We start from the raw sequence: 25104 nt of genomic DNA, 5'->3' as shown, positions 1-25104 counted from the left end.
GTCCTTACAGCGGCGTGCCAAGCTTGCGCCGGCGCGGAAACACGATCTGCGCCAGCAGCCAGAAACCCAGGCGCATCAGCCACGACAGCGCCAGGTACACGCCCCACAGCACGATGAAGACTTCGAAGTTGCGATAGGTGTCGGACTGGATGCGGTTGGCCACGCCCAGCAGTTCCTCGGCGCCCACCGCCGACATGATGCTGGAGGCCAGCATCAGCAGGATGAACTGGCTGGCCAGCGACGGGTACACGCGTTCGACGGCCGGGCGCAGCACCACGTGCCAGAACACCTGCGGGCGCGACAGCGCCAGGCATTCGCCGGCTTCGAGCTGGTCCTTGGGAATGGATTCGATGCCGGCCCGCATGATTTCGCAGGTATAGGCGCCGATGTTGATGACCAGCGCCAGCACCGCGCCGGTCATGATCGACATCGTCAGTCCGGCGCTGGACAGGCCGAAGATCAGGAAATAGGCCTGGATCAGGAGCGGCGTGTTGCGGATCAGCTCGACGTAGCCACCGGCCAGCGCCCGCAGCCAGCCCAGCCGGCTGTTGCGTGCCAGGGCGCACAGGGTGCCCAGCACGAAGCCCAGCACCGTGGCCAGGAAAGACAGCTTGACCGTGACCCAGGCGCCTTGCGCCAGCAAGGGCCATTGTTCGAGCACGGACGCGAAATCAAACGTGTAGTTCACAACGTCACTCCTTGGGCCGGCTGGCTGCGCGGGCCGATCAGGCCGCGCGGGTCAGCGGCAGGCAGGACGGGCCGATGGGCTCGAACGCCTTGTAGGTCAGGATGAATTCGCGGTGCCCCAGGTCTTCGGACTTGCTGGGCGCGCCGTTGGCCACTGCCGCAACCTGGGCGTGGATTTCCTCGGCCACTTCCTGCAGCGTGCCGCGGCCTTCCAGGATGCGGCCGGCGTCCACGTCCATGTCTTCGCCCAGCGCGCGGTAGGTGTCGGGGTTGGCGCAGACCTTGATGACGGGCGACACCGCCGACCCGACCACCGAGCCGCGTCCGGTGGTGAACAGGATCACGTGCGACCCACAGGCGATCAGCTCGACGATTTCGGCGTTGTCGCTGATGTTGGGAAAGCCGAAGCGCGGTTCGCCGTCGGGCACCACGTCCAGCAGATACAGGCCGCCAAAGGGCGGCACGTCGCCCGGCTTGATGATGCCGTCGATGGGCGAGGCGCCGCTCTTGGCGTAGGCGCCCAGCGATTTTTCTTCGATGGTGGACAGGCCGCCGTCGGCGTTGCCGGGGGCAAAGCTGCCGTGGCCCATGATGCTGTAGTAGCGCGCGGCCTTGTTGACGCAGGCCACGATTTCCTCGCCCAGTTCGGGCGTGGCGGCGCGGCGGCGCATGTGGAATTCGCAGCCGACCAGTTCGCCGGTTTCTTCGAAGATACAGGTGGCGTCCTGGGCGATCAGCATGTCGAAGGCGCGGCCCACCGCCGGATTGGCGGTGATGCCGCTGGTGCCGTCCGAGCCGCCGCAGATGGTGCCCACCACCAGTTCGTTCCAGCCCATCGGCACGCGCGTCTGCTGAGCCAGCTGCTGCGCGGTGGCGCGGACCCAGTCGCGGCCCGCCGCCACGGTGCTGCGGGTGCCGCCGCGCTGCTGGATGGTCAGCGTGTGCACCGGCCGGCCGGAATCGGCGATGGCGGCTTCCAGCTTGCGCTTGTTCATGCTTTCGCAGCCCAGCGACACGAGCAGCGCCGCGCCCACGTTGGGGTGCGTGGCGATGGCCGTCATCATCTGCTCGGCATAGGCGTTGGGGTAGCAGCCGGGAAAGCCCACCAGGTGCACCTGCACGTCGCCGGTCAGGTTGCGGAAATCCAGCGCAATCTCGCGGGCCACGTGGTGGGCGCATTCCACCAGGTAGGCCACGACGACCACGTTGCGTATGCCTTTGCGGCCGTCGGCGCGCGGGTAGCCCTGCAAGGGCGGGGTCAGATCCGTCATGGGAAAACCTCAGTGCCGGTCGGTGAAGGCGTGGCCTTCTTCCAACGTGTAGGTGGGGGTGTAGTCGCTGTTCAGGTTGTGGGTATGGATGTGGTCACCGGCGGCGACGGCGGTGGTCAGGCTGCCGATGACGGCGCCGTACTTCAGGATCTTTTCGCCGGCCGGCATGGCGCGGCGCGCCAGCTTGTGGCCCAGGCCCAGCGGCGCAGGGATGACGGCGGTGCCGGCTTCCAGCTGCACACAGGCGCCGGCAGGCAGGGCGCTGCGCACGATCAGGCAGTTGTCTTCGGGGGAAATCAGCAATAGCTGAGGGTCCAGGGTGGCTTGTCTCGTCATGATTTTTTAGGAATGATTGTTTTGCATATAAAAGCAATTTTCATATCCTGGGTCAACATTGGTTTTCCCGAATCCTGGAGAATTTAGGGAAAATTCGGGTAATTACCGATGGGTGCAGGCGTGTGCATGCTTGCTGCATGCTAAATTTCCCGTGTATTGTGTTTTACAAATGAAATTTAATTTTCATGAGACAAATCCGGCGTTTGCCCATCGGGCGACGCCGGGCCGCCTTACCCACCCAAGAGAAGAGACATGACCCTACGTTTGCAAGACAAGCGCGCGCTGGTCACCGCGGCCGGCAACGGCATCGGCCGCGCCAGCGCCCTGGCCCTGGCCCGCGAAGGCGCCCAGGTCTGGGCTACCGACATCAGCGAAGCGGCGCTGGCCGACCTGGCGCGCGAGGCCCGGGAGGCGGGCCTGACCGGCCTGCACACCCGCGTGCTGAACGTGCGCGACAACGCCGCGGTGGCCGACTGCGCCCGCGAGACCGGCGCGGTGGACGTGCTGTTCAACTGCGCGGGCTTCGTGCACGCCGGCAGCATCCTGGAATGCGAGGAAGCCGATTGGGACTTCAGCATGGACCTGAACGTCAAGGCCATGTACCGCACCATTCGCGCCTACCTGCCGCTGATGCTCGAGCGCGGCGGCTCGATCATCAACATGGCCTCGGCCGCATCCAGCGTGAAGGGCGTGCCCAACCGCTTCGTCTACGGCGCCTCCAAGGCCGCCGTGATCGGCCTGACCAAGGCGGTGGCCGCCGACTTCGTGGCGCGCGGCATCCGCTGCAATGCCATCTGCCCCGGCACCATCGAATCGCCGTCGCTGCGCGACCGCATCGCGGCCCAGGCGCGCCAGCAAGGCAACGACGAAGCCGCGGTGCGCGCCGCCTTCGTGGCGCGCCAGCCCATCGGCCGCGTCGGCCGCGTGGAAGAAGTGGCGGCGCTGGTGGTCTACCTGGGCAGTGACGAATCCGGCTTCACTACCGGTACCATCCAGGTTATCGACGGCGGCTGGTCCAACTGACCGGCCGGCATCTTTCATTCCATTCCAAGGATTACGCATGAAACTCGTACGCTACGGCCAACCCGGCCAGGAAAAACCCGGCCTGATCGATGCCCAGGGCGCCTTGCGCGACCTGTCCGGCGTGGTCGGCGACATCGATGCCGGCGCCATCGCCCCGGCTTCGCTGGCCAAGCTGGCCAAGCTCGATGCGGCCTCGCTGCCGCGCGTGGACGGCGCGGTGCGCTACGGCTGCCCCGTGAACGGCGTGGGCAAGATCGTCTGCGTGGGCCTGAACTACGCCGACCACGCGGCCGAGTCCGGCCTGCCGGTGCCCGCCGAACCGGTGCTGTTCCTGAAACCCAGCTCGTCCATCACCGGCCCCAACGACCCGGTCATCATTCCGCGCAACTCGGTCAAGACCGACTGGGAAGTCGAGCTGGGCATCATCATCGGCAAAAAGGCGTCCTACGTCGAAGAAAGCGACGCCCTGGACTACGTGGCCGGCTATGCCGTAGTCAACGACGTATCCGAGCGTGAATACCAGATCGAACGCGGCGGGCAGTGGGACAAGGGCAAGGGCTGCGACACCTTCGCCCCGATCGGCCCGTGGCTGGTCACCCGCGACGAAATCGCCGACCCGCAGAACCTGGACATGTGGCTGGAGGTCAACGGCCACCGCTACCAGAACGGCAGCACCCGCACGATGGTGTTCGGCGTGGCCACGCTGGTCAGCTACATCAGCCAGTTCATGACGCTGCAGCCTGGCGATGTCATCAGCACCGGCACGCCGCCGGGCGTGGGCCTGGGCCAGAAGCCGCCGGTCTACCTGAAGGCGGGTGACGTGATGCGCCTGGGCATCGCCGGCCTGGGCGAACAGCGCCAAGCCCTGCAGGCCTGGTCCCGGGTCGAATAAAATCCGGTTCCAACCCTGAGCCCGCCATGACCGCAACCAAGAAATCCGCTTCCGCACGCGCTACGTCCAAAACCGCAGGTCTGGCCGATTCGTCGGCGGATTCGTTGGCAGACGTGCCGGCCGACCTGTCGGCCGAACCCCAGGGCGCGCAACGCTACGCGGCGCCCGCCCTGGAAAAGGGCCTGGATATCCTGGAAGCGCTGGCGGCCAGCCCGGCCGGCTATACGCTGGCCGAGCTGGCCCAGAAGATCGGCCGCAGCGTCAGCGAGATCTTCCGCATGGCGGTGACGCTGCAGCGGCGCGGTTTCGTGCAGGTCGACGAAAACGACCGCTATTCGCTGACGCTCAAGATGTTCGAGCTGGCGCACCGCCAGCAGCCGCTCAAGTCGCTGGTCAGCGTGGCCCTGCCGCTTCTGCGCGAGCTGGCCAACCGCGCCCGCCAGTCGTGCCACCTGGCCGTCTACCAGGGCGGCAGGGTGGTGGTCATTGCCCAGGTCGACAGCCCCGAGCGCTGGTCGTTCGGCCTGAAGGTGGGCGTGATGATGGGCCTGACCGACACGTCGTCGGGCCACGTGCTGCTGGCGTTTCGCGACGAAGTCGAGCGCACGCGCATGCTGGCCGCGCACATCAAGGTCGAAGGCGAACTGGAGTCCGATCCGGGCGAACTGTTTTCCATCCTGGCCGACGTGCGCAAGGACGGCTGCGCCTGCATGGCGAGCCGCCAGATCCGCGGCATCACCAACGTGGCGTTTCCGGTGATGGGCGTGGGCAACCACGTCATTGCCGCGATCAACGTGCCGCACATCGAACGCATCGACCAGAAGGAATCGCCCAGCATCGCCCAGGTGCAGGAGATCGTCGGCAACGTGGCCAAGCGGCTGTCGACGCTGATGGGGTACAGCGGCTACCTGCCGGAACAGGCGTAGGCGACAGGCGCCCGGGCTACACCGCGTACACCACGCGGTGAGCCTCGGTGGGCAGGGGCAGGTCCCAGCGGTGCAGCATGGCCGTCAGCGTCTTGTTGGACAAGGACGTGTCGCGCCGGGTGTTGCGCCGCAGGAGTTCCGCGCGGGGCTGCTCCAGGTACACCAGTTCCACCTCGGCGTGGTAGCTGTACAGCAGATCCAGCGTTTTCTTGCGCATCAGTTCGCTCAGGTTGGTGGCGTTCCACACGAACGGCTGGCGGCGGCGCAGCAGGTCTTTGGCGCGATCCACCGCCAGGTGCGCGACCTTGCCTTCGTTCTTGCCGTGGGCCAGGCCCAGGGCTTCGCGGGCGTCGTCGAACGACACCACCGGCAGGTCGGGGTGATGCCTGGCCACCCAGCTGTTCTTGCCGCTGGCCGGCAGGCCCGACATCACGATGACCTGTGAACCGGGCTCCTGGAACAAGGCGTAGTCCGGGTGCACCTGCGCACCGCGGAAGTAGCTGACGGCGGTATGCGCGTCGGCAAAGCGGCGGGGCTGGCCGAAACAGGCTTCGTCGCGGGCTACCTCGCAGAACAGCGCGATGTTGTCCAGCACCTTGCCCTGGTCGGCGCAGACGCGGCCGCGCATGTCGGCTTCGGCCAGCATCGCCAGCAAGCGAATGTCCAGCTGCCACGACAGTTCGCGCACGATGAATTCCGCCGACTTGCCGCGGCGCGATCCGGCCAATGCGTAGAACGGCACCTGGTGCACGCTGATCAACCGGCAGATGGCTTCGCGCACCGCGAACGGCACGCCTGCATCCCACAAGGCGATGCGGGCGTCGATGGCGCCCTTGCGCGAATGGCCCGGCTGGCCGATGGCGCCCGTGACCGGGTCGATCACGGTGGTGCTGTGCTTGGCCATGTCGTGCAGCAGCGCGGCCAGGAAGACGATTTCCTGGTCGCCGCGGCTGGCCTGGCGATACTGCGGCAGCGCCAGCAAGGCCTCGACCACCATCTGCGTATGGGTCCATACATCACCCTCGCCGTGGTAGCGCGGGTCTTGCGGCGTGGTCTTGGCCAGCTCCAGCGCCGGAAACGCCGCCAGGCAGGCCGCGAAGTCCGGCTGTTGGCCGGGGGCGGGCGTCAGGGCCCGCAGGTGTTCGTAGTTCATGATGCCTCCGACGAGGGTTGGGCGGCCGCGCGCAGGGTGTCCCAGTCGACAGCCGGCTGGCTGGCGTACAGGTCCACGCCCGGTGCGAGCAGGTTGGGCACGTAGGGCTGTTCGGAATGGTGCTTGTCGGATTCCAGGATGGCCTGCACGAAATCCGCGCGCACCCACTTGTAGCGGGCAACGGTCTGGTCGCCGGCTTCGACCTTGATGTACAAGCCTTCGGACAGGTCCGACTTGTCGCATTGCTTCCAGGCCATGGGCAGGTCGAGGCCTTCGCGCCGCAGCGTCGCCTCGAAGGCGTCGCGCCACTGCGCGGTCTTGGCCAGCGATGGCCGCAGCAGCGCCTTCAGGTCGGCCAGCCGGGCCGGCGCGAGGCCTTCGAACAGCACCGGCACCGACAGCACCGGGCCGCCGGCCAGCAGGTCGCGGCGCGCCCGGGTCGACAGGAATTCACCGGTCTGGCGATCCAGCACGTCGAATTCGAAGAAGTGATGCGGCAAGGCGTCGTAGAACACCGAGTGTTTCTTGGACATCGTTTCGCCGTACATCACGTAGCGGTCTTCCAGGCGTTGCAGCAGCCAGTCGGCATGGGCCTGCGCCCACGCCTTGATGAAATTGAACTGGCGTTCGCGGCCGCCGCCCACCAGATAGTGGCCGCGCGACTGCAGCAGCAGTTCACCGGCCGGGCTGAAGCTGATGCCGGTGTTGGCACCGTCCAGCTTTTCTTCCACCACCAGGAACTGGCCTTGCAGGTGGCGGTAGGGCACGTGGTCGTGGCCCTCGTCGCCGTCCTGCAGGCGCGAGCCTTCCAGGTGCGGGGTGCGGGGGTAGCGATAGAGGTCGAAGGATTGCGCGTGCGCGCGCGGATCGGGCGTCATGGAACTTCTCCAGGCAAAGTGGGGAAGCCGACGACGCGGTCTTACGGGGGAGGGGAAGCGAGTGTGTGTTGCGCTTTCCGGAACCGCGCCTGCCGTGCGAGGGGCTCAAGACGCAGGCGTCGAGCCGCAAAGACGGACAGGCAGACCGCGATTACCCGGAAAGGGAAGTCGTCGGCGATTAGGCGAATTGACGGATGGCAGACACGGTTGCACTCGGAAAGAGAGGGGTGAAGAGAAGAAGCTTGAAAGCAGGTCGCAATCCTAAGGGCGCGTAAGGCGGAGTGTCAATACCGCGCGGCGCAACTGTTGTCTGCCTGACACGGCGTGCCAGGTGTCAGGCCGCCTCGTGGATCGGATACACCGTGTGCACCGTGCGCCCGCGCGCGTCGATGGCGACGGTGACCGGCATGTCGCGCACCTCGAATTCGTAGATCGCTTCCATGCCCAGGTCGGCGAAGGCGACCACGCGTGCCGCGCGCACCGCTTGCGATACCAGATACGCGGCGCCGCCCACCGCGCACAGGTAGGCGGCGCCGTTGTCCCGGATGGCCTGGATGGCGAGCGGGCCGCGTTCGGCCTTGCCTATGGTGACCAGGAGGCCGCTGGCGGCCAGCAGCCGTGGCATGAACTTGTCCATGCGGGCTGCGGTGGTGGGGCCGGCCGGCCCCACTGCTTCGCCCGCCACCGGGTCGACGGGGCCGACGTAGTACAGCGCGCGGTTTTGCAGGGGCACGGGCAGGGGGCGGCCTTGAGCCAGCAGATCGTCCATGCGTTTGTGGGCGGCGTCACGGCCGGTGAGCAGCTTGCCGGACAGCAGCAGGGTTTCGCCGGCCGTCCAGGTGCCCACTTCGGCGCGCGTCAGGGTATCCAGGTCGACCCGCCTGCCGCCGCTGGCCGGCAGCGTGTCGGGGATGCCGTCCCAGATGGCGGGGTCGGATTCGGGCAGCGCCGCCGGCCCGGTATCGGGCATGTGGAACGTCAGGTAGCGGGTGGCGGCGCAGTTGGGCAACAGCGCCACGGGCAGCAGCGCCGCATGGGACGGGGCGGTGGCCACTTTGACATCCAGCACCGTGGTATCGCCGCCCAGCCCCTGCGCACCGATGCGCAGCGCGTTCACGCGCTGGTAGACGTCTCGCCGCAGGTGTTCTTCGGGGTTGCTCGGGCCTCGCGCCAGCAGGTCCGGCATGTCGATGGGCGTGAACAGGCTGCGCTTGGCCAGCGCCATGGCCTGTTCGGGCGTGCCGCCCACGCCCAGGCCCAGCACGCCGGGCGGACACCAGCCCGCGCCCATGCCGGGCAGTTGCGCCACCACCCAGTCGACGACCGAATCGCTGGGCGTGAGCATGGCGTAGCGCGCCTTGACGTCGCCGCCGCCGCCCTTGGCGACCACGGTCAGTTCCAGGCCGTCGCCTTCCACCAGTTCGACGTGCAGCACGGCCGGTGTGTTGTCGCGGGTATTGCGGCGCAGGCCCAGGGGATCTTGCACCATCGAGGCGCGCAGGGGATTGGCGGCGCAGCCGTAGGCGCGTGCGACGGCGCGGTTGGCCAGCGCCTGCAGGCTGGGCGTGGCGCCCGGGCCGTCGGCGCGGATGCGCACGTCCATGCCCATGCGGGCATAGACGTGCGCCACGCCCGTATCCTGGCAGACCGGGCGGCGCGCCCGTGCGCTCATCTTGCTGTTGACCAGCAGCTGCAGCAGCGCATGGCGCGCGGCAGGCGCGCTTTCCCGGTCGTGGGCGGCCTTCAGCGCCCGCACGAAATCGGCCGGATGGGTATGGCTGACGGCCTGCAAGGCCTGGGCGATGCTGGTTTCGATGTCGGAGGCGAGCAGGCTGCGCATGGCGTTTCCGGTCTATTGCAGTGTGATGCCGGCCTGCTTGATGACGCCGGCCCAGCGCTTGCCTTCGTCGGCGGTGAACTGCTGGAAGGCGGCGGGCGCGTATTGCGCGGCGGGCAGCATCTGGATGCCTTGTTCGACCATCTTTCCCGTGAAGTCCGCGTCGGCCAGCGCCTTCTGCCACGCGCCGTACATCGTCTGCACCACCGCGTCCGGCGTGCCCTTGGGCGCATACAGGCCATACCAGGTGGAGACCTGGAAGCCCGGCAGCGCCTGGGCGCCCATCGGCGCCACGCCCGGGAACTGGGCCATCGGGGTGGATGAGGTCAGGCCCAGCGCGCGCACCTTGCCGCCCCGCGTTTGCGGCAGCGCGGTGTTGGTCTGGTCGAACATGGCGTCGACCTGGTTGCCCATCAGATCGTTCAGCGCCGGGCCGGCGCCCTTGTAGGCAATGGGCGTGATGTCCATGCCGGCCTGGCTGGCGAACATGGCAGCCACCAGGTGAGACGTGGACCCGACGCCCGCGTTGCTGAAGTTCAGCTTGCCGGGATGCGTCTTGCCAAAGGCGATCAGTTCGGACACGGAGCGGTAGGGCGACGATTCGCCCACCAGCAGCACCAGCGGCGTGTCGGGGAAGCGGAACACGGCCTGGAAGTCTTTGGTCGGGTCGTAGGGCAGGCGCTGGTACAGCGATGGCGCGGCCGCCATGTAGCCGATATGGCCGACCAGGAAGGTGTAGCCGTCGGGCGGTGACTTGGCCGCCTTGGCGGCGCCGATGGTGCCCCCGGCGCCGCCCACGTTCTCGATCAGGATGGTCTGCTTGAGTTCCTGCGCGACGCGATTGGCGATGTTGCGCGCCATGGCATCGGTGGGGCCGCCGGCCGCGAACGGCACGATCCAGGTGATGGCGCGGGTGGGATAGGGGTCTTGCGCATGCGCGCCCTGCGTCAGGACGAGTCCCGTCGCGGCGGCGAATGCCGCCAGCCAGTTCTTCATGGTTTGTCTCCTTGGGGTGTTTTTTTATTTGGGGGAAATGGCGCCGCGGGGTCAGGCGGCGCCGGGTGTCCGATGGGCACGCATGCGATCGACCATGGCGGGCGCGGCACCCAGGTAATGCGCGGGATTGCACAGGCGTTCGATGTCGTCCGCGGCCAGTCGCTGCGCGATGCGGGGGTCTTCGCGCAGCACGTCGGCCAGGCGGCGGCGCGAGGTGGCGGCCGCGCGGCAGGCGTCGTAGACCACGTCGTGCGCCGTCTGGCGGCCGATGTGCGGGGCCAGGCCCATCATCACGGCCTCGGCCACGATCAGGCCGCCGGACAGGTCCAGGTTGCTTGCCATGCGGCCGGTGTCCACCTCAAGGCCGCCCAGCATGAAGCGGGCCTGGCGCAGCGACCCGGCGGTCAGCACGAAGGCTTCGGGCACGGCCGTCCATTCGATATGCCAGGGGCCGGTGGCGCGCTCGAAATCCTGCAGCATGGCGTCCAGCGCCAGGCCGGCGTGCTGGCGCACCGTCTTGGACGCGGCCCACATCAGTTCGCACGAGATCGGGTTGCGCTTTTGCGGCATGGTGCTGGAGGCGCCGCGGCCCTTGACGAAGGGCTCGAAGGCCTCGCCCAGTTCGTTGGTCATCATCAGCATGATGTCGACGGCGATCTTGCCCAGGGAACCGCAGACCAGCGCCAGGAACTGGACCGTCTCGGCCAGGCCGTCGCGCGCCACGTGCCAGGTGACGGGCGCGGCGCCCAAGCCCAGCTCGTGCATCAGCGCGGCGTGCACCGCCAGGCCCTGGTCGCCCAGCGAAGCCAGCGTGCCGGCGGCGCCGCCGAACTGGCCGATCAGCACGCGCGGGCGCAACTGCGCCAGGCGCTCGCGGTGGCGCCGCAGCATCAGCAGCCAGACCGCGGCCTTGTAGCCGAACGTGATGGGCAAGGCGTGCTGTAGATGGGTGCGGCCGGCCATGGGCGTGTCCCGGTATTGCAGCGCAAGGCCGTCGAGGATGCCGTCCAGCGCGGCCAGGTCGGCGTCGATGAGCTCCAGCGCCTCGCGGACCTGCAGGACCGTGGCGGTGTCCATGATGTCTTGCGTGGTGGCGCCCCAATGCAGGTATTCGCCCTGCGGACCGCACTGGCGCGACAACTGGTGCACGAGCGGCAGGATGGGGTAGCCGACGATCTCGGTTTCGGCGCGCAGTACGTCCATGTCGATGGCGGCGGCGTCGGCGCGGGCCTCGATGGCGTGGGCGGCCTCGGCGGGAATCACGCCCAGGCGGCCCTGCACGCGCGCCAGCGCGACTTCCGTTTCCACGTAGCGCCGCACGGTGGCGGCGTCGTCGAACACCGACCGCATCGCGGCGGTGCCGAACATGTCTTTGAACAGCGAGGAATCAAGCACCGAGACAGCCATAAATGTACGCTCTTAAAAAGTTGTACGTACATTTAAGCAGGGCCGTTGGCGGGCGTCAATTCCGGGGAATACCCTCGTGCCGGGGCGCCCGCGGGGCAGCAGATAGAATGGAGCCTGTCTTCAAGCCGCCCCTTTCCATGTCCATCACGCTGTACACCCGCATCTCTGAAGAATTGGCGCGTCGCATCGCCAACGGCCAGTACGCCGTGGGCGCCTTGCTGCCTTCCGAGAACGCCCTGGCCGAAGAATTCGATGCCAGCCGCCATACGTTGCGGGCGGCGTTGCGGCAGTTGCAGGACCTGGGCTTGATTGCGCGCCGAAGGGGCAGCGGCACGGTGGTGACGGCGGCGCGGCCCAAGGCCGGATTCAGCCAGTCGTTGCGGTCGCTGGAAGACCTGGTGCAGTTGGCGGCACGCACGCCGCGCAACATCCTGCAGGTGCAGGAGATCGTGGCCGACCTGGAACTGGCGGCCCGCCTGGGCGTGGGTCCCGGTACGCGCTGGCTGCGGTTTTCATCCACGCGGGGCACGCCCGGACAGCCGCCGGTGGTATGGACCGAACTGTACGTCGATGCCCACTACAAAGGCGTGCGCAAGCTGGCGCGCCAGCATCCGGACAGACTGGTGTCGGACCTGATCGAAGAACACTATGGGCGCCGCATCGCGTCGGTCGAGCAGACCATATCGGCCTGCGCGATGCCTGCCGCGGTGGCGCGCGACCTCGAAGTGGCGCCGGACTCGCCGGGGCTGTTCATCCTGCGCCATTACAAGGACCAGGCCGGGCAGATCGTGGAAGTCTCGTGCTCGCATCACCCCGCGGGCCGCTACGAGTTTTCGACCACGCTGATCCGCGAGCACTGAGCCGCGCGGCAGGCTTGCCGCGGCGGTCGCGGTGGCAGGGCGCCGCCGCCTGCTGTCATGCCCGGGCTACAGCCGCGTCACTTGCAACACCGCGTCGGCAAATGCCTTGGGCGCTTCCTGCGGCAGGTTGTGGCCGATGCCGCCGGTGATGTCGCGGTGCTGGTACTTGCCGGTGAACTGCCTGGCGTACGCGGCGGGGGGCGGGTGCGGCGCGCCGTTGGCGTCGCTTTCCAGGGTGATGGTGGGCAGGGTAATCCTGGGCGCCACCGCCAGGCGGCGTTCCAGCTCGTCGTAGCGCGCTTCGCCCTGGGCCAGGCCCAGGCGCCAGCGGTAGTTGTGGATCACGATGGCGACGTGGTCGGGGTTGGCGAAGGCCTTGGCGCTGCGCGCGTAGGTGGCGTCGTCGAAATCCCATTTGGGCGAGGCCAGTTTCCAGATCAGCTTGTTGAAGGCGTCCAGGTTGGCGGCGTAGCCGGCCGCGCCGCGTTCGGTGGCGAAGTAGAACTGGTACCACCATTGGAATTCGGCTTCGGGCGGCAGGGGCTTGCGGTTGCCTTCCTGGCTGCCGATCAGGTAGCCGCTGACCGACACCAGCGCCTGGCAGCGTTCGGGCCACAGCGCGGCCATGATGTTGGCGGTGCGCGCGCCCCAGTCGAAGCCGGCGATGACGGCCTTGGGGATCTTCAAGGCGTCCATCAGCGCGATGATGTCGACGGCCACCACGGCCTGTTCGCCGTTGCGGGCGGTGTCGGCCGACACGAAGCGGGTCGAACCGTAGCCGCGCAGGTGCGGCACGATGACGCGATAGCCGGCGGCGGTCAGTTGCGGCACGACGTCGATGAAGCTGTGGATGTCGTAGGGCCAGCCGTGCAGCAGGACGGCGACCGGGCCGTTGGACGGGCCGGCGTCGACATAGCCGATGTCCAGGTCGCCTGCGCGGATCTGGCGGATGGCGCTGAACGTGGTGCTGGCGGCCGATGGCGTGCCGTTGGCGGTGGATGGCGCGGCCAGCGCCTTGGCGTTCAGGCCCAGGTTCAACAGGCTGGCGCCGGCCAGGGCCGAGGTGGTGCCGAGCAGGCGGCGGCGTTGAGTGTCGATGGGGTCGGGCATGGTGGGGGGCTCCGGAAGGGGATGGGGTGCAGGGACGTTGTAGCCAGCCGAAGGACGCGAAGGGTGTCGCAATGTACGGGCCGAAGGCGCGGATACATAACGACGTAAATCTCTTGCCTGGCTGGGGTCCCACGGGGGCGTGAAGGGGCCTTGACCCGCGCATGGTTGTGCATTCCGCCCGGACTTGGCATGATCCGCGCCATGGCAACGGCACCCGCTTTCCGCTCGACCTCTTCTCGCCCCGGCCGCACGGTCTTGCGGCTGGCGCTGGGGCTGGCCGCGCTGGTGGCGGCGGCCTATGCGGCGACCGCCGTGATGGAGATTCCGCCGCCCCAGCAATTGCTGCGACTGGAGGTGTCGGCGCCGTCGCGCCGCGGCGATCTGTTTCCGGTTCGTGAGGTGGCGGCGCCCGCGCAAGCGTCCACGTTGCCGTCCCGCCCGCTGCCCATGCCGGCAACCGTGCCCTGGAAGGGCGGCGAACGGCCATTCGCCGAGTTCCTGCCAGGCACCGCCACCAACGCGTTCGTGGTGCTGCGCGATGGCGAAGTGGCCTACGAGTGGTACCGGCCGGGCGTAAACGCGTCCACCCGGCTGTCGTCGTGGTCGATGGCCAAGTCTGTCGTGTCGCTGCTGGTGGGCCAGGCGATTGCGCGCGGCGAAATCCGCGAAGACGACCGCCTGACCGCGCTGCTGCCCGAGCTGGCCGGCGCGGGCGACTACGACCGCATCACGCTGGGCCAGTTGCTGGACATGGCCTCGGGGATCAACGTGGCGGAAAACTACCGGCCGTATTGGCCTTTTACTGGCACGGCCCGCATGTACCTGACCCGCGATCTGCCCGGCTACGTGCGCACGCATCGCGAGATGCATTTCGTGCCGGGCAGCCAGGGCGACTACCGCAGCATCGACACGCAATTGCTGGGCATGGTGCTGACCCGCGTGACGGGCCGGCCGCTGGCCGACCTGCTGGCCGAACGCCTGTGGCAGCCGATGGGGGCAGAGACGGCCGCGACCTGGAACCTGGATACGCCGGGCGGTACCGAAAAGGCGTTCTGCTGCCTGAATGCCACGGCGCGCGATGTGGCGCGCATCGGCCAGCAGGTGCTGGACGCAGGAAGCGGCCACAGCGTCATCCCCCCGGCCTGGGTGGCGCGCATCGCCCGGCCGCCGACGCATCCGGTGGACGGCTGGGGCTACTCGGCGCAGTGGTGGCAACGCGATCCGCAAGGCAGTCCGGACTTCGCGGCGGTGGGCATCCACGGCCAGTACCTGTACATCGATCCGGCCAGGCGCGTGGTGATCGTGAAGCTGAGCGACTACGGCGAGAACCAGGACGAAAAGGAAACCTACGACGCGCTGCGCGCGATTACAGGATCCCTGCCGTCAACGCCTTGAGCGTGGCGGCCGCGCGGGTCGAGCATTCCAGTTTTCGGAACACGCTTTCCACGTGAGTGCGCACGGTGCTGGGGCTGATGTTCAGGGCGCGCGCGGCTTCTTTGTTGCTGGCGCCCAGGCTGATCTGGCGCAGCACGTCCAGTTCGCGTTGCGACAGCGACGAGGCCGCGCGGCGCGGGGCGGCGCTGGCGTCGCCGCCGGCCGCGGCGATGGCGGCTTCGGCAACCATGGTGTCGTAGCGGTTGGCGGCGGCGTCCTGGCGCAGGATGCGGGCGGCATCCGGCAAGGCATGGGCGGGCCGCCACGGGCGGTCTTCCAGCAGGGCCTGCAAGGCCACGGTGGTGGCCAGCACCCGCTGCGGCAGGGTCAGTGCGGCGCCAGATGCGCCCCGGAAATAGCCGCTGCCATCCAGCCGTTCGTAGGCGTAGGACGCCAGGTCGGCGGCCTGGCTCAGGCCCTTGATCTGGCGCGCGGCGCGGGCGGTCCAGTAGGGCATCAGGCGCAGCTGTTCCCATTGGTCGGGCGTGAGCGGGCCGGGCGTGTCCCACAGCCGGTTCGGCAAGGCGGCGCGGCCGATGCCGTGCACCAGGGCGGCGGCCTGCAATTGCGCCTGCGCGTCGCCATCCAGGTCGAGCCGGGCGGCGGTCCGCACGGCCAGCGCGGCGACGCGGCGCGAGTAGCCGGCCAGCCACGGCAGCTTCAGTTCGGCCACGTCGGCCAGCAGGGTCAGGGCCGCCGGGGCGTCGGCGCGGCCGTCGGCCAGGCGCCATTGCGAGGCATCGGGCGGCGCGGCGTCGATGTCGTCCAGCCAGGCCGGCCCGTGCTGCACGGCCAGCGCGGCGATGTCGGCCGGATACTTGGCGCCGGCCTGGCGCCGCAGGAAGTCCAGGGCGCTGTCGCGGCCATGCGCGCGGCTGAGAATTTCCAGGTCGCTGGCGGCGTTGACGATGAAGGCTGCGCGCGAGACGTCGGCGCCGTCCAGCGCTTGCGGCATGCCCTTGCCGTCGTAGCGCTCGAAGGCGTGGCGCAGGCCGGTCACGACCGCTTGCGGCATGCCCAGGCTGACGGCGACGTCGCCCGAGATCTCGCAGTGGATCAGCGCCAGCGGCACGATCATCGATTGCGTGCGCGCGTCCAGCGGCGGCAGGGTCTGCGCCATCATGGCTTCGCGCGAGGCGATGTCGTCGCCCAGCAGTTCGGCAAAGCCGCCGGCGTTGGCGGTGCAGCCGGACCAGCGCAACAGAGCCACGGCGCGGGCATGGTTCTGTCCGGCGTCGTCGGCGCCCAGCGCAGCGGCCAGCAGGCCGGCCAGACAAGCGGTTCGGCGCGAGTGGTCGGTGGCGCGGCCCATGCTCAGGTCGCCGACGAACGCCATGGCCAGCACGGCGTCGGTGAGTTCAATGGCGCTATCGGCGGTCATGGGGCGGGCGATGTGAGGGAAGGGCGCATCGGTCAATCAACCGATACCGGGGCGAAGGCGGCAAGACGACACTGGCATCCAGCTAACGCCGCGTCGGTGTTCGGCACCCAAGCAAAAGGAAATTCCATGAAGCGCCATATTATCGCAGCGTCCCTGTTGGCAGCCGGCCTGTTGGCCGGCGCGGCATCGCACGCCCAGGCCGCCCAGCCTTCCGTCGTGATCGTGCACGGCGCCTTTGCCGACGGCTCGGACTGGGCCAAGGTGGTGGCCCTGCTGCAAGCCAAGGGCGTGCAGGTGCAGGCCGTGCAGAACCCGCTGGAATCGCTGGCTGGCGACGTCGCCGCCGCCAACCGCGCCATCGACAACCAGCCGGGCAAGGTGGTGCTGGTCGGCCACTCGTGGGGTGGCACCGTCATTACCGAAGCGGGCAAGAACGACAAGGTGGCCAGCCTGGTCTACGTGGCGGCCTTTGCGCCCGACGCCGGCCAATCGGTGGCCACGCTGACCGACGGCACGCCCAAGGCGCCGGGTTCGGACAGCATCGCGGCCGACAGCCATGGCTGGCTGAGCCTGTCGCCCAAGGGTCTGGCGCGCGACTTCGCGCAGGACGTGCCGGCCGAGCAGGCGAACGTGATGGCGGCGACGCAGGGCCCGATCAAGGCGTCGGCCTTTGCCGAACCCGTGTCGGTGGCGGCTTGGAAAACCAAGCCGTCGTACTTCGTCGTCAGCCAGCAAGACCGCATGATCCTGCCGGCGCTGCAACGCCAGATGGCCGCCCGTATCAAGGCCAAGGTGACCGAGCTGCCGACCAGCCACGTGCCGCAGCAATCGCGCCCGGCGGATGTGGCGCAGGTGATCCTGGACGCGGTCGCCAGCGTGAAGTGAGCGCGGGCCGCGAAGGCGCCCTAGAAGCCGGACGCGAGCTGCTTGAGCGAGTCGATCTTGAGCACGTACAGCTCGCCGCGCCGGTCTGAAATGGTGCCTTCGCGCCGCCACTTGGAAAAGATGCGGCTGAGCGTTTCTGCCCGCATGCCCAGCTTGACCGCGATCTGCGAATGGCTCAAGGGCAGCACCACCGGCTGATTGGCCTGGGGCTTGCCCGCGCGCAGTACGTATTCGGCCAGCCGCTCTTCGGCGGAACTGGACGTGAGCCAGTCGATCTGGTCGGTGTGGTGGCGCACCAGGTTGGCCGCGTGCGACAGGACGCGGCAGGCAAAGCGCGCGTCGTCCTGGCACAGCTGGCGAAAGGCGTCGCCCTGCAGCAGGCAGCCATTGCCCGCGGTGCGGGCGCGCACGCTGTGCAGGTGGCGCGGCGCGGCTTCGAACAGCGCTAGCACCGACAGCCAGCCGCCCGGCCCGACGTGGCCGAAGACCTTGTCGCCGCCGTCGGCGGTGTAGCGCAATCCCTGTACCGACCCTTCGCACACCAGCAGGCACGAGGTGGCCGCCTGGCCTTCCGAGAACAGCGTGTCGCCCGGCTCGAACCGCAGCCAGCGGCTGCGTGCGGCCAGCGCGGCCAGGGCGTCGTCGGCAACGCCGCCGAACCAGGGATGCCGGCGCAGGGCGTCGACCAATAGTGACTGGGACGAATTGACAATAGTCATTTGAGGCGGCGGGGCAGGCGCTTAGAATTAAATAAGATTGATTCTTATTTGTAATGGTACCACCACGGCGTCCGGCCAGCCCGGCGCCCGCCCGCACATCGCTTCCTCCCATGGCTATCTCATTTCTGCGCAGGGCCGCATTGGCGGCGCTGTTCCTGTTGCCGGCTGCCGTCCCGGCGGCCCCCGCGGCTCCGGTCGCGTTCGTCGACATGCTGGGCAATCCGGTGTCGCTGGCCGGGCCCGCCCGCCGCGTGGTGACGCTGCCGATGCCGGCCGGTTCATTGATGATTTCACTGGACGGCGGCGTGGCGCATCTGGCGGGCATGCATCCCAACGCCTACACCCTGATGCAGGGCGGCCTGTTGGCGCGCCTGTTTCCGGCGCTGGCCCAGGTGCGCACCGACATCACCCGGTCAGGCTTTGCGCCGAACGTGGAAACGCTGCTGCAGATGCAGCCGGACCTGGTGTGGCAGTGGGGGCACATGGGCGACGACCTGATCGCGCCCTTGCGCAACGCCGGCCTGCCGGTGGCGGCGCTGGTGTACGGCACCGAGGCGCGCAGCCGTGAATGGATCCGGCTGATGGGCCTGTCGCTGGGGCAAGAGGCGCGCGCGGCGGCGCAACTGGCCTGGCGCGAACAGGTGCGCGGCGAGATCGCCGCGGTGACCGACCGGCTGCCGGCGGGCCAGCGCCCGGGCGTGCTGTACCTGGCGCGCTATGCGCCGCAACTGCGGGCGTCGGGTGCGGGCACCAGCTTCGATGACGACATCCGCCTGGCCGGCGGGCGCAACGTGGCGGCCGCCATCGGCAGCGGGCAGACCATCAACATCGAGCAGATCATGGCCTGGGCGCCGGACGTGATCCTCTTGAACAATTTCGAGCCGGGCCTGACGCCCGCGATGCTGTACCAGGACCCGCTGTTCGCCGATATCCCGGCGGTGCGGCATCACCGCGTCTACAAGATTCCCGCGGGCGGCTACCTGTGGGACCCGCCCAGCCAGGAATCGCCGCTGTACTGGCAGTGGCTGGCGCTGCTCTTGCACCCGGACCGCTTTGACTGGCCGCTGCGTGAGCGCATCGCGCAGGCCTATCGGCAACTGTACGGCTATCAACCGGACGCGCGCGCCATCGATGCCGTGCTGCACGTCGACCAGAACCACGGAGCCGCCGGCTATGACCGCCTGCGTTGAGTCTTCCCCGACGCGCCTGGCCGCGCCCAGCCGGCGCCTGGCGTGGCCCTGGCTGCTGATGCTGGTGGCATTGCCGGCGTCGGTGCTGGCGGCGCTGTGCGTGGGCCGCTATCCGTTGCCGCTGTCGCATGTGTCCAGCGTGTTGGCGGGGTTGGCGTTGCCCGATGGGCTGACGCACTGGCTGCCGGCGGTCAGCAGCGCCGAACACCGCGTCGTGTTGCAGGTGCGGCTGCCGCGCGTGCTGCTGTCGGTGCTGGCCGGGTCCAGCCTGGCGCTGTGCGGTGCGGCCTTGCAGGGCGCTTTCCGCAATCCGCTGGTGGGGCCGCAGATACTGGGCATCTCGTCGGGCGCGGCGTTTGGCGGCTGCGCGGCGATTCTGCTGTTCTCGTCGCTGTGGGCGACGCTGGGGCTGGCCTTCGCGGGCGGCCTGCTGGCGGTGGCCATCGTGTACCTGCTGGGCCGCACGCAGGGCCGTACCACCATCCTGATGCTGGTGCTGGCCGGCGTGGTGACCAGCGCGTTCTTCTCGGCGCTGATCTCGCTGGCCACGTATTTTGCCGACCCCAACGACAGCCTGCCGGCCATCGTGTTCTGGCTGATGGGCAGCTTCGCCACCGCGTCCTACGTCAAGCTGGCGGCGGCCGCGCTGCCGATCGCGCTGGGAATGGGGCTGCTGTATGCGCTGCGGTTCCGGATCAATGTGCTGTCGCTGGGCGACGAGCAGGCCAGCGCCATGGGCATCGCCGTCGAACCGCTGCGCTGGGTGCTGCTGGGCTGCGCCACGCTGGTGGTGTCGGCCAGCGTGGCGGTGTCGGGCACGGTGGGCTGGGTGGGGCTGGTGGTGCCGCACATCGCGCGCATGCTGGTCGGCCCCGATCACCGCGTGCTGCTGCCGGCCAGCGCGCTGCTGGGCGGCACCTACATGGTGTGGGTCGACACGGTGGCGCGCAGCGCCACCAGCGCCGAGATTCCGCTGGGCGTGATCACCGCGCTGATCGGCGCGCCGCTGTTCGCCTGGCTGCTGCGCCGCACGCAGGGCAGGGGGGCGCACCATGCTTGAACTGGAAAGCCTGGCGGTGCAGGCCGGCGGCCGCCGGCTGCTGTCGGACCTGTCGCTGCGCCTGCCCGCTGGGCACATCCTGGCGGTGCTGGGGCCGAACGGCCGTGGCAAGACCACGCTGCTCAAGACCGTGCTGGGATTGCAGCCCGCCGCGGCCGGACGGGTGCGCCTGCAAGGCCACGCGGCCTACGTGCCGCAGCGTACCGACGCGCTGTTTGCCTACGACGTGCTGGCGATGGTGACGATGGGCCGCGCCCGCCACTTGCGCTGGTATGCGTCGCCCGGCCCGCGCGACCGCGAGATCGCCTACGAATGCCTGCGCGCCGTGCGGCTGGAGCACCTGGCCGAGCGGCCGTTCCAGGCCTTGAGCGGCGGCGAGCAGCAACTGGCCTGCATTGCGCGCGCCATGGCCAGCGCCAGCCCCGTGATCGTGCTGGACGAACCCAGCGCCGCGCTGGACCTGCACAACCAGGACATCATCCTGTCGCTATTGCGCCGCCTGGCCCGTGAACAGGGCCTGACCGTGGTGTTTTCCACCCACCAGCCGCAACACGCGCAGCACATCGCCGACCAGACCCTGCTGATGCACACGGATGCCTGCGAGGTCGGACCCACGGCGCAGATGTGTACCGACGAACGCCTGTCCCGCCTGTATCGCCTGCCCGTGCGCGTGGCCACGCTGGCGGGTGAGGGCGGCCAGGTGCGCGGCGTGATTCCCCTTTTTCGCTGAGTGAACATGCCCCCCATCGTCTACCTGAACCACTGGAGCGGCAACGGCCCCGCCGCGCTGACGGGCGGCGAATCGCCGCGGGCCGAGGCCCGGCCGCTGTACGAGCTGGCGCAATGGGACCTGACCCGCGTGCGGGCGCTGCTGGTGCCGGCCAATGTCGACCAGCGCTTTCTGCTGACGCAGCGCGACCGGCTGGAAGCGTATCTGCTGGCAGGCGGCGCCATGGTGTTCAACGGCCACGTGGCCTATCCCTTCCTGCGTTGGCTTGCGCCCTTCGTGCCGGGCGCGGCGCGCGGCCTGGACGGCCTGCGGGTGTATCGCGCGGCCGATCATCCCGTGTTCGACGGCGTGCAGGGCGAACACCTGACCTTCCGTCGCGGCGTGGCCGGTTTTTATGCGCGCGGCGGCAATCCGCCGCCCGAAGGCGCGCAGGTGCTCAATACCTTGGGGCCCGATGCCCTGCCGGTGGACTGGGTGCTGGCGCTGCCGGGCGGCGGCCGCCTGCTGGCGCATGCCGGCAACGACCTGTGGATGTATGCCGGCAGCACGGATACCGCCGGACGCATCGTGCCGCAGTTGTTCGCCTGGTTGCACGGGGATTCGGCATGACGCGGCGCACGCCTTTGATCGCGGCGCTGGACGCCGGCACCTACTACCACGACCGCACGTTCCAGACGCCGGACCTGGCGCCGTATTTCGGCCGCCGCATCTACCTGCCCGAGCTGGACGACGCCGCGCTGGCCGATTGCGACGCGCTGATCGTGTCGTGCCGCACCCACCCGGACCTGTTGGTGGCGCAGCGCGCGCGCTTTGCCCGCTTCCTGGCCGCGGGAAAGACGCTGGTGGCGATGGGCGAAACCGCGTCCCACCGCTGGCTGGACGGCGTGCAGTGGACCGATTGCGAAGTGAATTTCTGGTGGTGGAAAACGCCGGGCGCCGATTCCGGCCTGCGCGTGGCGCGGCCCGAACATCCGCTGTTTTCCTATCTGACGCTGGCCGATGCCACCTGGCACCAGCATGGCACCTTCACGCCGCCGCCGGGCGCGCTGTCGCTGATCGACAAGGCGGGCGCCGGCTCGGTGCTGTACGAAGACACGCGCAGCACGCCGGGCCGGCTGATCGTGACGTCGCTCGACCCGATGTACCACCACGGCAGCTACTTCATGCCCGCCGCCAGCCGTTTCCTGCGCGGCTTTCTGCCCTGGCTGAAAGATTCCACTCCCGCCGCCTGAGGCGGCCCCGTTTCGACCCTTGGTTGTCTTCGTATGCCACGTCCTTTCCCGCTCTCGCCCCTTGCCCGCGCTCTTTTCCTGGCCGCCGCGGCCGCCGGTACGCCGGCCTTTGCCGCCGACACGCCGCAATTGCCCGCCATTCAGGTCACCTCCGACAGTCCGGCCGATGACGGCCGCCTGCATGCCCTGGGCGCCACGCCCGCGCCTGCCACGATCGACCACAGCGTGACGCAGTCCGTCACGGTGATCGATCGGCAGGACATCGACCGCATCAACACGTCCAGCACGCTGGACCTGCTGGGCCGGGTGCCCAACGCCACCGTCAGCCGCAGCGGCGGCATTGCCGGCACCGTCTTCCTGCGCGGCCTGAACACCAACGACATGCGCGTGCCGATGTTCATCGACGGCGACCGCTTCCGCGGCCGCAACACGCTGCAGTTCATGTTGATCAGCCCCACCGAGATCGAGCAGGTCGAGGTGGTGCGCGGCCCGGATTCGTCGCGCTTTGGCAGCGACGGCCTGGGCGGCCTGATCAACTTCGTCACCAAGCGCGGCCACGGCAATTTGACCCAGCCGTTCAGCCTGAACGGCGGCGAGGCCTCGGTGACCTACAACAGCAACGGCCACGGCGTGCTGAGCAACGTGGCGGTGGAAGGCGCGGGCGACGGCTTTGACCTGCGCGTCTACGCCACCGGCCGGCGCGCCAGCAACTACGACAGCGCCACCGGCGAAGTGCCCAACAGCGACTACCGCGGCGCGGGCGGCGGCATCGTGCTGGGCTACATGCCCGACGCCAGGCAGCGCATCGAAGCCAGCGCACGTGTCGCCTACGTGAAAGACGGCGCCGCCGGCACCGTGCCGGCCTACCCGGCCAGCAGCAGCCGGCGCGACCCCAACCGCGTCAAGCAAGGCCGCCTGGCCTATACCGGCGAATTCGACGGCGTCATCCGCGACCTGAAGGCCAGCGTCTACGTCAACGAATTCAACACCGTGCAGGCCACCCACAACCAGACCAACCCGGCGCGGGTGGTCGACAGCCGCACCAATGTGATCGGCCCGGTGGTGTATGGCGGCAGCGTCGCGGCCACCGTGCCTTGGGCCCAGACCAACACCACGTTCGGCCTGGACTTCATGCACGAACGCCGGCCGGGGTCGGAAAGCCGCAGCGACACCACCGTGGTCCGGCCCAACGGCACGTCCACCACCACCAGCACCGCCTACACCAAGGGCGGACCGAACCAGTACCAGACCAACGTCGGCGCCTTCGTCACCACGGAATGGAAGCCCGCGCCCAAATGGACGCTGACGGCCGGCGGCCGGTTCGATTGGTTCCGCTCTGACGTGGACCTGGACGCGCTGCCGTCGCCCAACCTGCTGCCGGCCTTCAAGGCCGCGCAGAACAACACGCAGACCGCCACCACCGGCAGCCTGGGCCTGTCGTACCGCGCCACCGAAGTGGTCGAGCTGCTGGGCAGCGTGGGCACGTCGTTCCGCATGCCGTGGACGTCGGAAATGTTCAGCGCCGGCTACACCGGCACCAGCTACACCATTCCCAACCCCGCGCTGAAACCCGAGCGCGGCACCACCGTCGAAGCGGGCACCCGCCTGCATTTCGACACCGCCACCGTGGGCCTGACGGCGTTCCGCAGCGACTACCGCGACTTCCTGGAAAACGCCACGACGACCTACCAGGGCCTGCCCGCCACCCAGCGCCGCAACGTCGGCCAGGTGCGTATCCAGGGCGTGGAATCCGACTGGCGCTGGCAGCTGACGCGCGCCGTCAACCTGTACGGCAACGCCAGCTACCTGCATGCCACCAACCGCAAGACCGACCGGCCGCTGGCCTCCATTGCGCCGCTGAGCGGCCTGGTGGGCCTGCAGTACGTGGGCGCCAACGAGGCCTATGCCCTGAGCGGCGAGGTGCAGTGGGCCAAGGGCCAGAGCCGCTACGACGCCCGCACCGAATACCCGGCGGCGGGCTTCGGCGTGGTCAACCTGTATGCGCAATTGCAGCTGGACAAGCTGGGGCTGCCGCAGGCGGGCAACACCCAGGTGGTGGTGGGCGTGAACAACCTGTTCGACCGCGCCTACCGCACCGCCGCCACATCGTCGAACGTGGCCTATGCCATGACGGACCTGAACCCGTTGCTGGAACCGGGCCGCAGCTTCAGCGTGACGCTGCGCACGCGCTTCTGACGCGATCACCGCCGGCCGCCGCGCGCGGCCGGCATTTTTCCTGCTTTTCTGGAGACAGACTCATGACCATCCCGACCATTCCCGCCGGCAGCGTGCTGCGCGTACAGGGCGAAGAAGGCCCCATCCCGATTCCGTTCGACGCCGTGATGGCCTACCACGGCCATGGCGCGCTGGCCATGCTGGCGCTGGTGTTCCAGGGCCTGCGCGGGGCGCTGGCGCGGCTGGAAGCGGGCGGTGACCCGGTGCCCAGAAGCGAACTGAGCGTGGTCAGCGGCCACCCCGGCCCCGGCGTGCGCGACGCGTTCGAATTCGTGACGCGCGCCGTCACGCGGGGCTGTTACCGGGTGGACCTGTCGCTGCCCGAGGCCCGCTACAGCGCCGCCGCCGACAAGTCGTACAGCTTCTGGCTGCGGCGCGGCGACCGGGCCGTGCAGGCGGTGTTGCGCGAAGGCGTGCTGCCGCCGGAATTCTTCGCCTTGCTGGGCAACCCGGCGCCAGAGGCGCAGCGTGAGCATGCGGCCTTGCGGGCGCGGATCGCCGAGCGGGTGCTGGCGCAGGCGCCGGAGGCCTTGTTCGTGTTCGGGGAAGGGCAGCTGTAACGGCAGGGGGCAGCGGCATCCCAGCCGGTGGACTGTCCCCAGATTACTGATCTATCCTTTCAGGGAACCGTAAGCATCCGGCCCGGTCCATAGCAACGGGCCTGCCGTCGGCCGGCCCGCTTACCGGATCGAGGAAGACCCCCATGTTTGGATTTGGAATTGCCCTGGCCGTTCTTGGCGTCGTATGCCTGCATGCGGCCTACGGCACGCATCGCGCTGGCTGCGATCGGCGCGACACCTATGCGCTGGCGGGGCTGGGTGCCGTGGCGGCCAGCGGCAGCGCGCTGCTGCTGGTCTAGGCT

The 25104-nt window shown here is 68.8% G+C and carries 25 protein-coding genes; 14 read left to right on the top strand and 11 right to left on the bottom strand.

Annotation, left to right across the window (positions count from 1 at the left end):
- Positions 1-4: 4 nt before the first annotated feature.
- Genes HV798_RS19265 through HV798_RS19255 form a run of 3 tightly spaced genes read right to left on the bottom strand, consistent with a single transcriptional unit; the run spans position 5 to position 2294 of the window.
- Positions 5-688, bottom strand: coding sequence for an amino acid ABC transporter permease (locus HV798_RS19265; RefSeq protein ID WP_025140564.1), 684 nt, complete (start codon positions 686-688; stop codon positions 5-7).
- A gap of 37 nt (positions 689-725) precedes the next feature.
- Positions 726-1958, bottom strand: a complete 1233-nt coding sequence (locus tag HV798_RS19260; RefSeq protein ID WP_175193109.1) for a UxaA family hydrolase — start codon at positions 1956-1958, stop codon at positions 726-728.
- A gap of 9 nt (positions 1959-1967) precedes the next feature.
- Positions 1968-2294 (bottom strand): UxaA family hydrolase, encoded by a 327-nt coding sequence (locus HV798_RS19255; RefSeq protein WP_175193110.1) that lies wholly within the window; start codon positions 2292-2294, stop codon positions 1968-1970.
- Positions 2295-2546: 252 nt separating this feature from the next.
- Here HV798_RS19255 and HV798_RS19250 point away from each other — a divergent pair, with 252 nt between their 5' ends.
- Genes HV798_RS19250 through HV798_RS19240 form a run of 3 tightly spaced genes read left to right on the top strand, consistent with a single transcriptional unit; the run spans position 2547 to position 5135 of the window.
- Positions 2547-3317 (top strand): SDR family oxidoreductase, encoded by a 771-nt coding sequence (locus tag HV798_RS19250; RefSeq protein ID WP_175193111.1) that lies wholly within the window; start codon positions 2547-2549, stop codon positions 3315-3317.
- A gap of 37 nt (positions 3318-3354) precedes the next feature.
- Positions 3355-4209 (top strand): fumarylacetoacetate hydrolase family protein, encoded by an 855-nt coding sequence (locus HV798_RS19245; protein WP_175193112.1) that lies wholly within the window; start codon positions 3355-3357, stop codon positions 4207-4209.
- A 26-nt stretch (positions 4210-4235) separates the two neighbouring features.
- Positions 4236-5135 (top strand): IclR family transcriptional regulator, encoded by a 900-nt coding sequence (locus HV798_RS19240; protein WP_175193113.1) that lies wholly within the window; start codon positions 4236-4238, stop codon positions 5133-5135.
- Between the two features lie 16 nt (positions 5136-5151).
- Here the strand turns inward: HV798_RS19240 and HV798_RS19235 are convergent, their stop codons facing one another.
- From HV798_RS19235 to HV798_RS19215, 5 genes are all read right to left on the bottom strand, one after another.
- Entirely contained in the window at positions 5152-6288 is a 1137-nt protein-coding gene (locus HV798_RS19235) for an AAA family ATPase (RefSeq protein WP_175193114.1), read from the bottom strand.
- Entirely contained in the window at positions 6285-7166 is an 882-nt protein-coding gene (locus HV798_RS19230) for an RNA ligase family protein (RefSeq protein ID WP_175193115.1), read from the bottom strand. Before HV798_RS19230 ends, HV798_RS19235 begins: the two co-directional genes overlap by 4 nt.
- A 334-nt stretch (positions 7167-7500) precedes the next feature.
- Complete coding sequence (locus tag HV798_RS19225; RefSeq protein WP_175193116.1) at positions 7501-9006, bottom strand: fumarate hydratase; 1506 nt, start codon at positions 9004-9006, stop codon at positions 7501-7503.
- A 12-nt stretch (positions 9007-9018) separates the two neighbouring features.
- Complete coding sequence (locus tag HV798_RS19220; protein ID WP_175193117.1) at positions 9019-9999, bottom strand: Bug family tripartite tricarboxylate transporter substrate binding protein; 981 nt, start codon at positions 9997-9999, stop codon at positions 9019-9021.
- A 51-nt stretch (positions 10000-10050) separates the two neighbouring features.
- Positions 10051-11406 (bottom strand): class-II fumarase/aspartase family protein, encoded by a 1356-nt coding sequence (locus HV798_RS19215; protein WP_175193118.1) that lies wholly within the window; start codon positions 11404-11406, stop codon positions 10051-10053.
- 107 nt (positions 11407-11513) lie between these two features.
- On the opposite strand from HV798_RS19215, the gene HV798_RS19210 reads away from it, so the two are divergent.
- The gene (locus HV798_RS19210) at positions 11514-12266 is read left to right on the top strand and encodes a GntR family transcriptional regulator (RefSeq protein WP_246288946.1); all 753 of its coding nucleotides are present in this window, start codon (positions 11514-11516) and stop codon (positions 12264-12266) included.
- Between the two features lie 66 nt (positions 12267-12332).
- Here HV798_RS19210 and HV798_RS19205 read toward each other — a convergent pair whose 3' ends face one another.
- On the bottom strand, positions 12333-13376 hold the full coding sequence (locus HV798_RS19205) for an alpha/beta hydrolase (RefSeq protein ID WP_175193119.1): 1044 nt from the start codon (positions 13374-13376) through the stop codon (positions 12333-12335).
- Positions 13377-13577: 201 nt separating this feature from the next.
- Between HV798_RS19205 and HV798_RS19200 the strand changes: the two genes are divergently transcribed.
- Complete coding sequence (locus HV798_RS19200; protein ID WP_246288944.1) at positions 13578-14771, top strand: serine hydrolase domain-containing protein; 1194 nt, start codon at positions 13578-13580, stop codon at positions 14769-14771.
- On the opposite strand, the gene HV798_RS19195 is transcribed toward HV798_RS19200, so the two are convergent.
- Complete coding sequence (locus HV798_RS19195) at positions 14743-16191, bottom strand: HD domain-containing phosphohydrolase (RefSeq protein WP_175193121.1); 1449 nt, start codon at positions 16189-16191, stop codon at positions 14743-14745. The genes HV798_RS19200 and HV798_RS19195 overlap by 29 nt on opposite strands.
- Positions 16192-16317: 126 nt before the next feature.
- Between HV798_RS19195 and HV798_RS19190 the strand changes: the two genes are divergently transcribed.
- Entirely contained in the window at positions 16318-17076 is a 759-nt protein-coding gene (locus HV798_RS19190; protein ID WP_025140576.1) for an alpha/beta fold hydrolase, read from the top strand.
- 20 nt (positions 17077-17096) lie between these two features.
- Here the strand turns inward: HV798_RS19190 and HV798_RS19185 are convergent, their stop codons facing one another.
- Positions 17097-17795, bottom strand: a complete 699-nt coding sequence (locus tag HV798_RS19185; protein WP_175193122.1) for a Crp/Fnr family transcriptional regulator — start codon at positions 17793-17795, stop codon at positions 17097-17099.
- Between the two features lie 110 nt (positions 17796-17905).
- On the opposite strand from HV798_RS19185, the gene HV798_RS19180 reads away from it, so the two are divergent.
- The 8 genes from HV798_RS19180 (at position 17906) to HV798_RS19145 (ending at position 25101) form a co-directional block, all read left to right on the top strand.
- Positions 17906-18985, top strand: a complete 1080-nt coding sequence (locus HV798_RS19180) for an ABC transporter substrate-binding protein (RefSeq protein ID WP_175193123.1) — start codon at positions 17906-17908, stop codon at positions 18983-18985.
- Positions 18969-20045, top strand: coding sequence for a FecCD family ABC transporter permease (locus HV798_RS19175; RefSeq protein WP_246288942.1), 1077 nt, complete (start codon positions 18969-18971; stop codon positions 20043-20045). The genes HV798_RS19180 and HV798_RS19175 overlap by 17 nt, the downstream gene beginning before the upstream one ends.
- Positions 20038-20775: an ABC transporter ATP-binding protein gene (locus HV798_RS19170; RefSeq protein WP_175193124.1), complete on the top strand. Its 738-nt coding sequence runs from the start codon at positions 20038-20040 to the stop codon at positions 20773-20775. The genes HV798_RS19175 and HV798_RS19170 overlap by 8 nt, the downstream gene beginning before the upstream one ends.
- A 6-nt stretch (positions 20776-20781) precedes the next feature.
- Positions 20782-21384, top strand: a complete 603-nt coding sequence (locus HV798_RS19165) for a hypothetical protein (RefSeq protein WP_175193125.1) — start codon at positions 20782-20784, stop codon at positions 21382-21384.
- Positions 21381-22007: a hypothetical protein gene (locus tag HV798_RS19160; RefSeq protein WP_175193126.1), complete on the top strand. Its 627-nt coding sequence runs from the start codon at positions 21381-21383 to the stop codon at positions 22005-22007. The genes HV798_RS19165 and HV798_RS19160 overlap by 4 nt, the downstream gene beginning before the upstream one ends.
- 33 nt (positions 22008-22040) lie before the next feature.
- The gene (locus HV798_RS19155) at positions 22041-24203 is read left to right on the top strand and encodes a TonB-dependent receptor (RefSeq protein ID WP_175193127.1); all 2163 of its coding nucleotides are present in this window, start codon (positions 22041-22043) and stop codon (positions 24201-24203) included.
- 62 nt (positions 24204-24265) lie between these two features.
- Positions 24266-24802 carry a hypothetical protein gene (locus HV798_RS19150; RefSeq protein ID WP_175193128.1) on the top strand — a complete coding sequence of 179 codons (537 nt, stop codon included), beginning with the start codon at positions 24266-24268 and terminating at the stop codon, positions 24800-24802.
- A 143-nt stretch (positions 24803-24945) separates the two neighbouring features.
- Positions 24946-25101, top strand: coding sequence for a hypothetical protein (locus HV798_RS19145; RefSeq protein ID WP_175193129.1), 156 nt, complete (start codon positions 24946-24948; stop codon positions 25099-25101).
- The last annotated feature ends 3 nt before the right edge of the window (positions 25102-25104 follow it).

Source organism: Achromobacter deleyi (genome assembly GCF_902859705.1).
Taxonomy (GTDB): Bacteria; Pseudomonadota; Gammaproteobacteria; order Burkholderiales; family Burkholderiaceae_B; genus Achromobacter; species Achromobacter deleyi.
The sequence above is the reverse complement of the archived record's forward strand: the minus strand, read 5'-3'. Positions and strand labels throughout refer to the sequence as shown.

What these genes read in the sequence shown, in the direction of transcription:
- HV798_RS19165 (WP_175193125.1), top strand. Translation starts at nt 20,782, where the DNA reads ATGCCCCCCATCGTCTACCTGAACCACTGGAGCGGCAACGGCCCCGCC.
- HV798_RS19250 (WP_175193111.1), top strand. Translation starts at nt 2,547, where the DNA reads ATGACCCTACGTTTGCAAGACAAGCGCGCGCTGGTCACCGCGGCCGGC.
- HV798_RS19160 (WP_175193126.1), top strand. Translation starts at nt 21,381, where the DNA reads ATGACGCGGCGCACGCCTTTGATCGCGGCGCTGGACGCCGGCACCTAC.
- HV798_RS19260 (WP_175193109.1), bottom strand. Translation starts at nt 1,958, where the DNA reads ATGACGGATCTGACCCCGCCCTTGCAGGGCTACCCGCGCGCCGACGGC.
- HV798_RS19180 (WP_175193123.1), top strand. Translation starts at nt 17,906, where the DNA reads ATGGCTATCTCATTTCTGCGCAGGGCCGCATTGGCGGCGCTGTTCCTG.
- HV798_RS19200 (WP_246288944.1), top strand. Translation starts at nt 13,578, where the DNA reads ATGGCAACGGCACCCGCTTTCCGCTCGACCTCTTCTCGCCCCGGCCGC.
- HV798_RS19215 (WP_175193118.1), bottom strand. Translation starts at nt 11,406, where the DNA reads ATGGCTGTCTCGGTGCTTGATTCCTCGCTGTTCAAAGACATGTTCGGC.
- HV798_RS19245 (WP_175193112.1), top strand. Translation starts at nt 3,355, where the DNA reads ATGAAACTCGTACGCTACGGCCAACCCGGCCAGGAAAAACCCGGCCTG.
- HV798_RS19155 (WP_175193127.1), top strand. Translation starts at nt 22,041, where the DNA reads ATGCCACGTCCTTTCCCGCTCTCGCCCCTTGCCCGCGCTCTTTTCCTG.
- HV798_RS19205 (WP_175193119.1), bottom strand. Translation starts at nt 13,376, where the DNA reads ATGCCCGACCCCATCGACACTCAACGCCGCCGCCTGCTCGGCACCACC.
- HV798_RS19220 (WP_175193117.1), bottom strand. Translation starts at nt 9,999, where the DNA reads ATGAAGAACTGGCTGGCGGCATTCGCCGCCGCGACGGGACTCGTCCTG.
- HV798_RS19145 (WP_175193129.1), top strand. Translation starts at nt 24,946, where the DNA reads ATGTTTGGATTTGGAATTGCCCTGGCCGTTCTTGGCGTCGTATGCCTG.
- HV798_RS19255 (WP_175193110.1), bottom strand. Translation starts at nt 2,294, where the DNA reads ATGACGAGACAAGCCACCCTGGACCCTCAGCTATTGCTGATTTCCCCC.
- HV798_RS19225 (WP_175193116.1), bottom strand. Translation starts at nt 9,006, where the DNA reads ATGCGCAGCCTGCTCGCCTCCGACATCGAAACCAGCATCGCCCAGGCC.
- HV798_RS19185 (WP_175193122.1), bottom strand. Translation starts at nt 17,795, where the DNA reads ATGACTATTGTCAATTCGTCCCAGTCACTATTGGTCGACGCCCTGCGC.
- HV798_RS19210 (WP_246288946.1), top strand. Translation starts at nt 11,514, where the DNA reads ATGGAGCCTGTCTTCAAGCCGCCCCTTTCCATGTCCATCACGCTGTAC.
- HV798_RS19240 (WP_175193113.1), top strand. Translation starts at nt 4,236, where the DNA reads ATGACCGCAACCAAGAAATCCGCTTCCGCACGCGCTACGTCCAAAACC.
- HV798_RS19235 (WP_175193114.1), bottom strand. Translation starts at nt 6,288, where the DNA reads ATGAACTACGAACACCTGCGGGCCCTGACGCCCGCCCCCGGCCAACAG.
- HV798_RS19175 (WP_246288942.1), top strand. Translation starts at nt 18,969, where the DNA reads ATGACCGCCTGCGTTGAGTCTTCCCCGACGCGCCTGGCCGCGCCCAGC.
- HV798_RS19195 (WP_175193121.1), bottom strand. Translation starts at nt 16,191, where the DNA reads ATGACCGCCGATAGCGCCATTGAACTCACCGACGCCGTGCTGGCCATG.
- HV798_RS19190 (WP_025140576.1), top strand. Translation starts at nt 16,318, where the DNA reads ATGAAGCGCCATATTATCGCAGCGTCCCTGTTGGCAGCCGGCCTGTTG.
- HV798_RS19150 (WP_175193128.1), top strand. Translation starts at nt 24,266, where the DNA reads ATGACCATCCCGACCATTCCCGCCGGCAGCGTGCTGCGCGTACAGGGC.
- HV798_RS19170 (WP_175193124.1), top strand. Translation starts at nt 20,038, where the DNA reads ATGCTTGAACTGGAAAGCCTGGCGGTGCAGGCCGGCGGCCGCCGGCTG.
- HV798_RS19230 (WP_175193115.1), bottom strand. Translation starts at nt 7,166, where the DNA reads ATGACGCCCGATCCGCGCGCGCACGCGCAATCCTTCGACCTCTATCGC.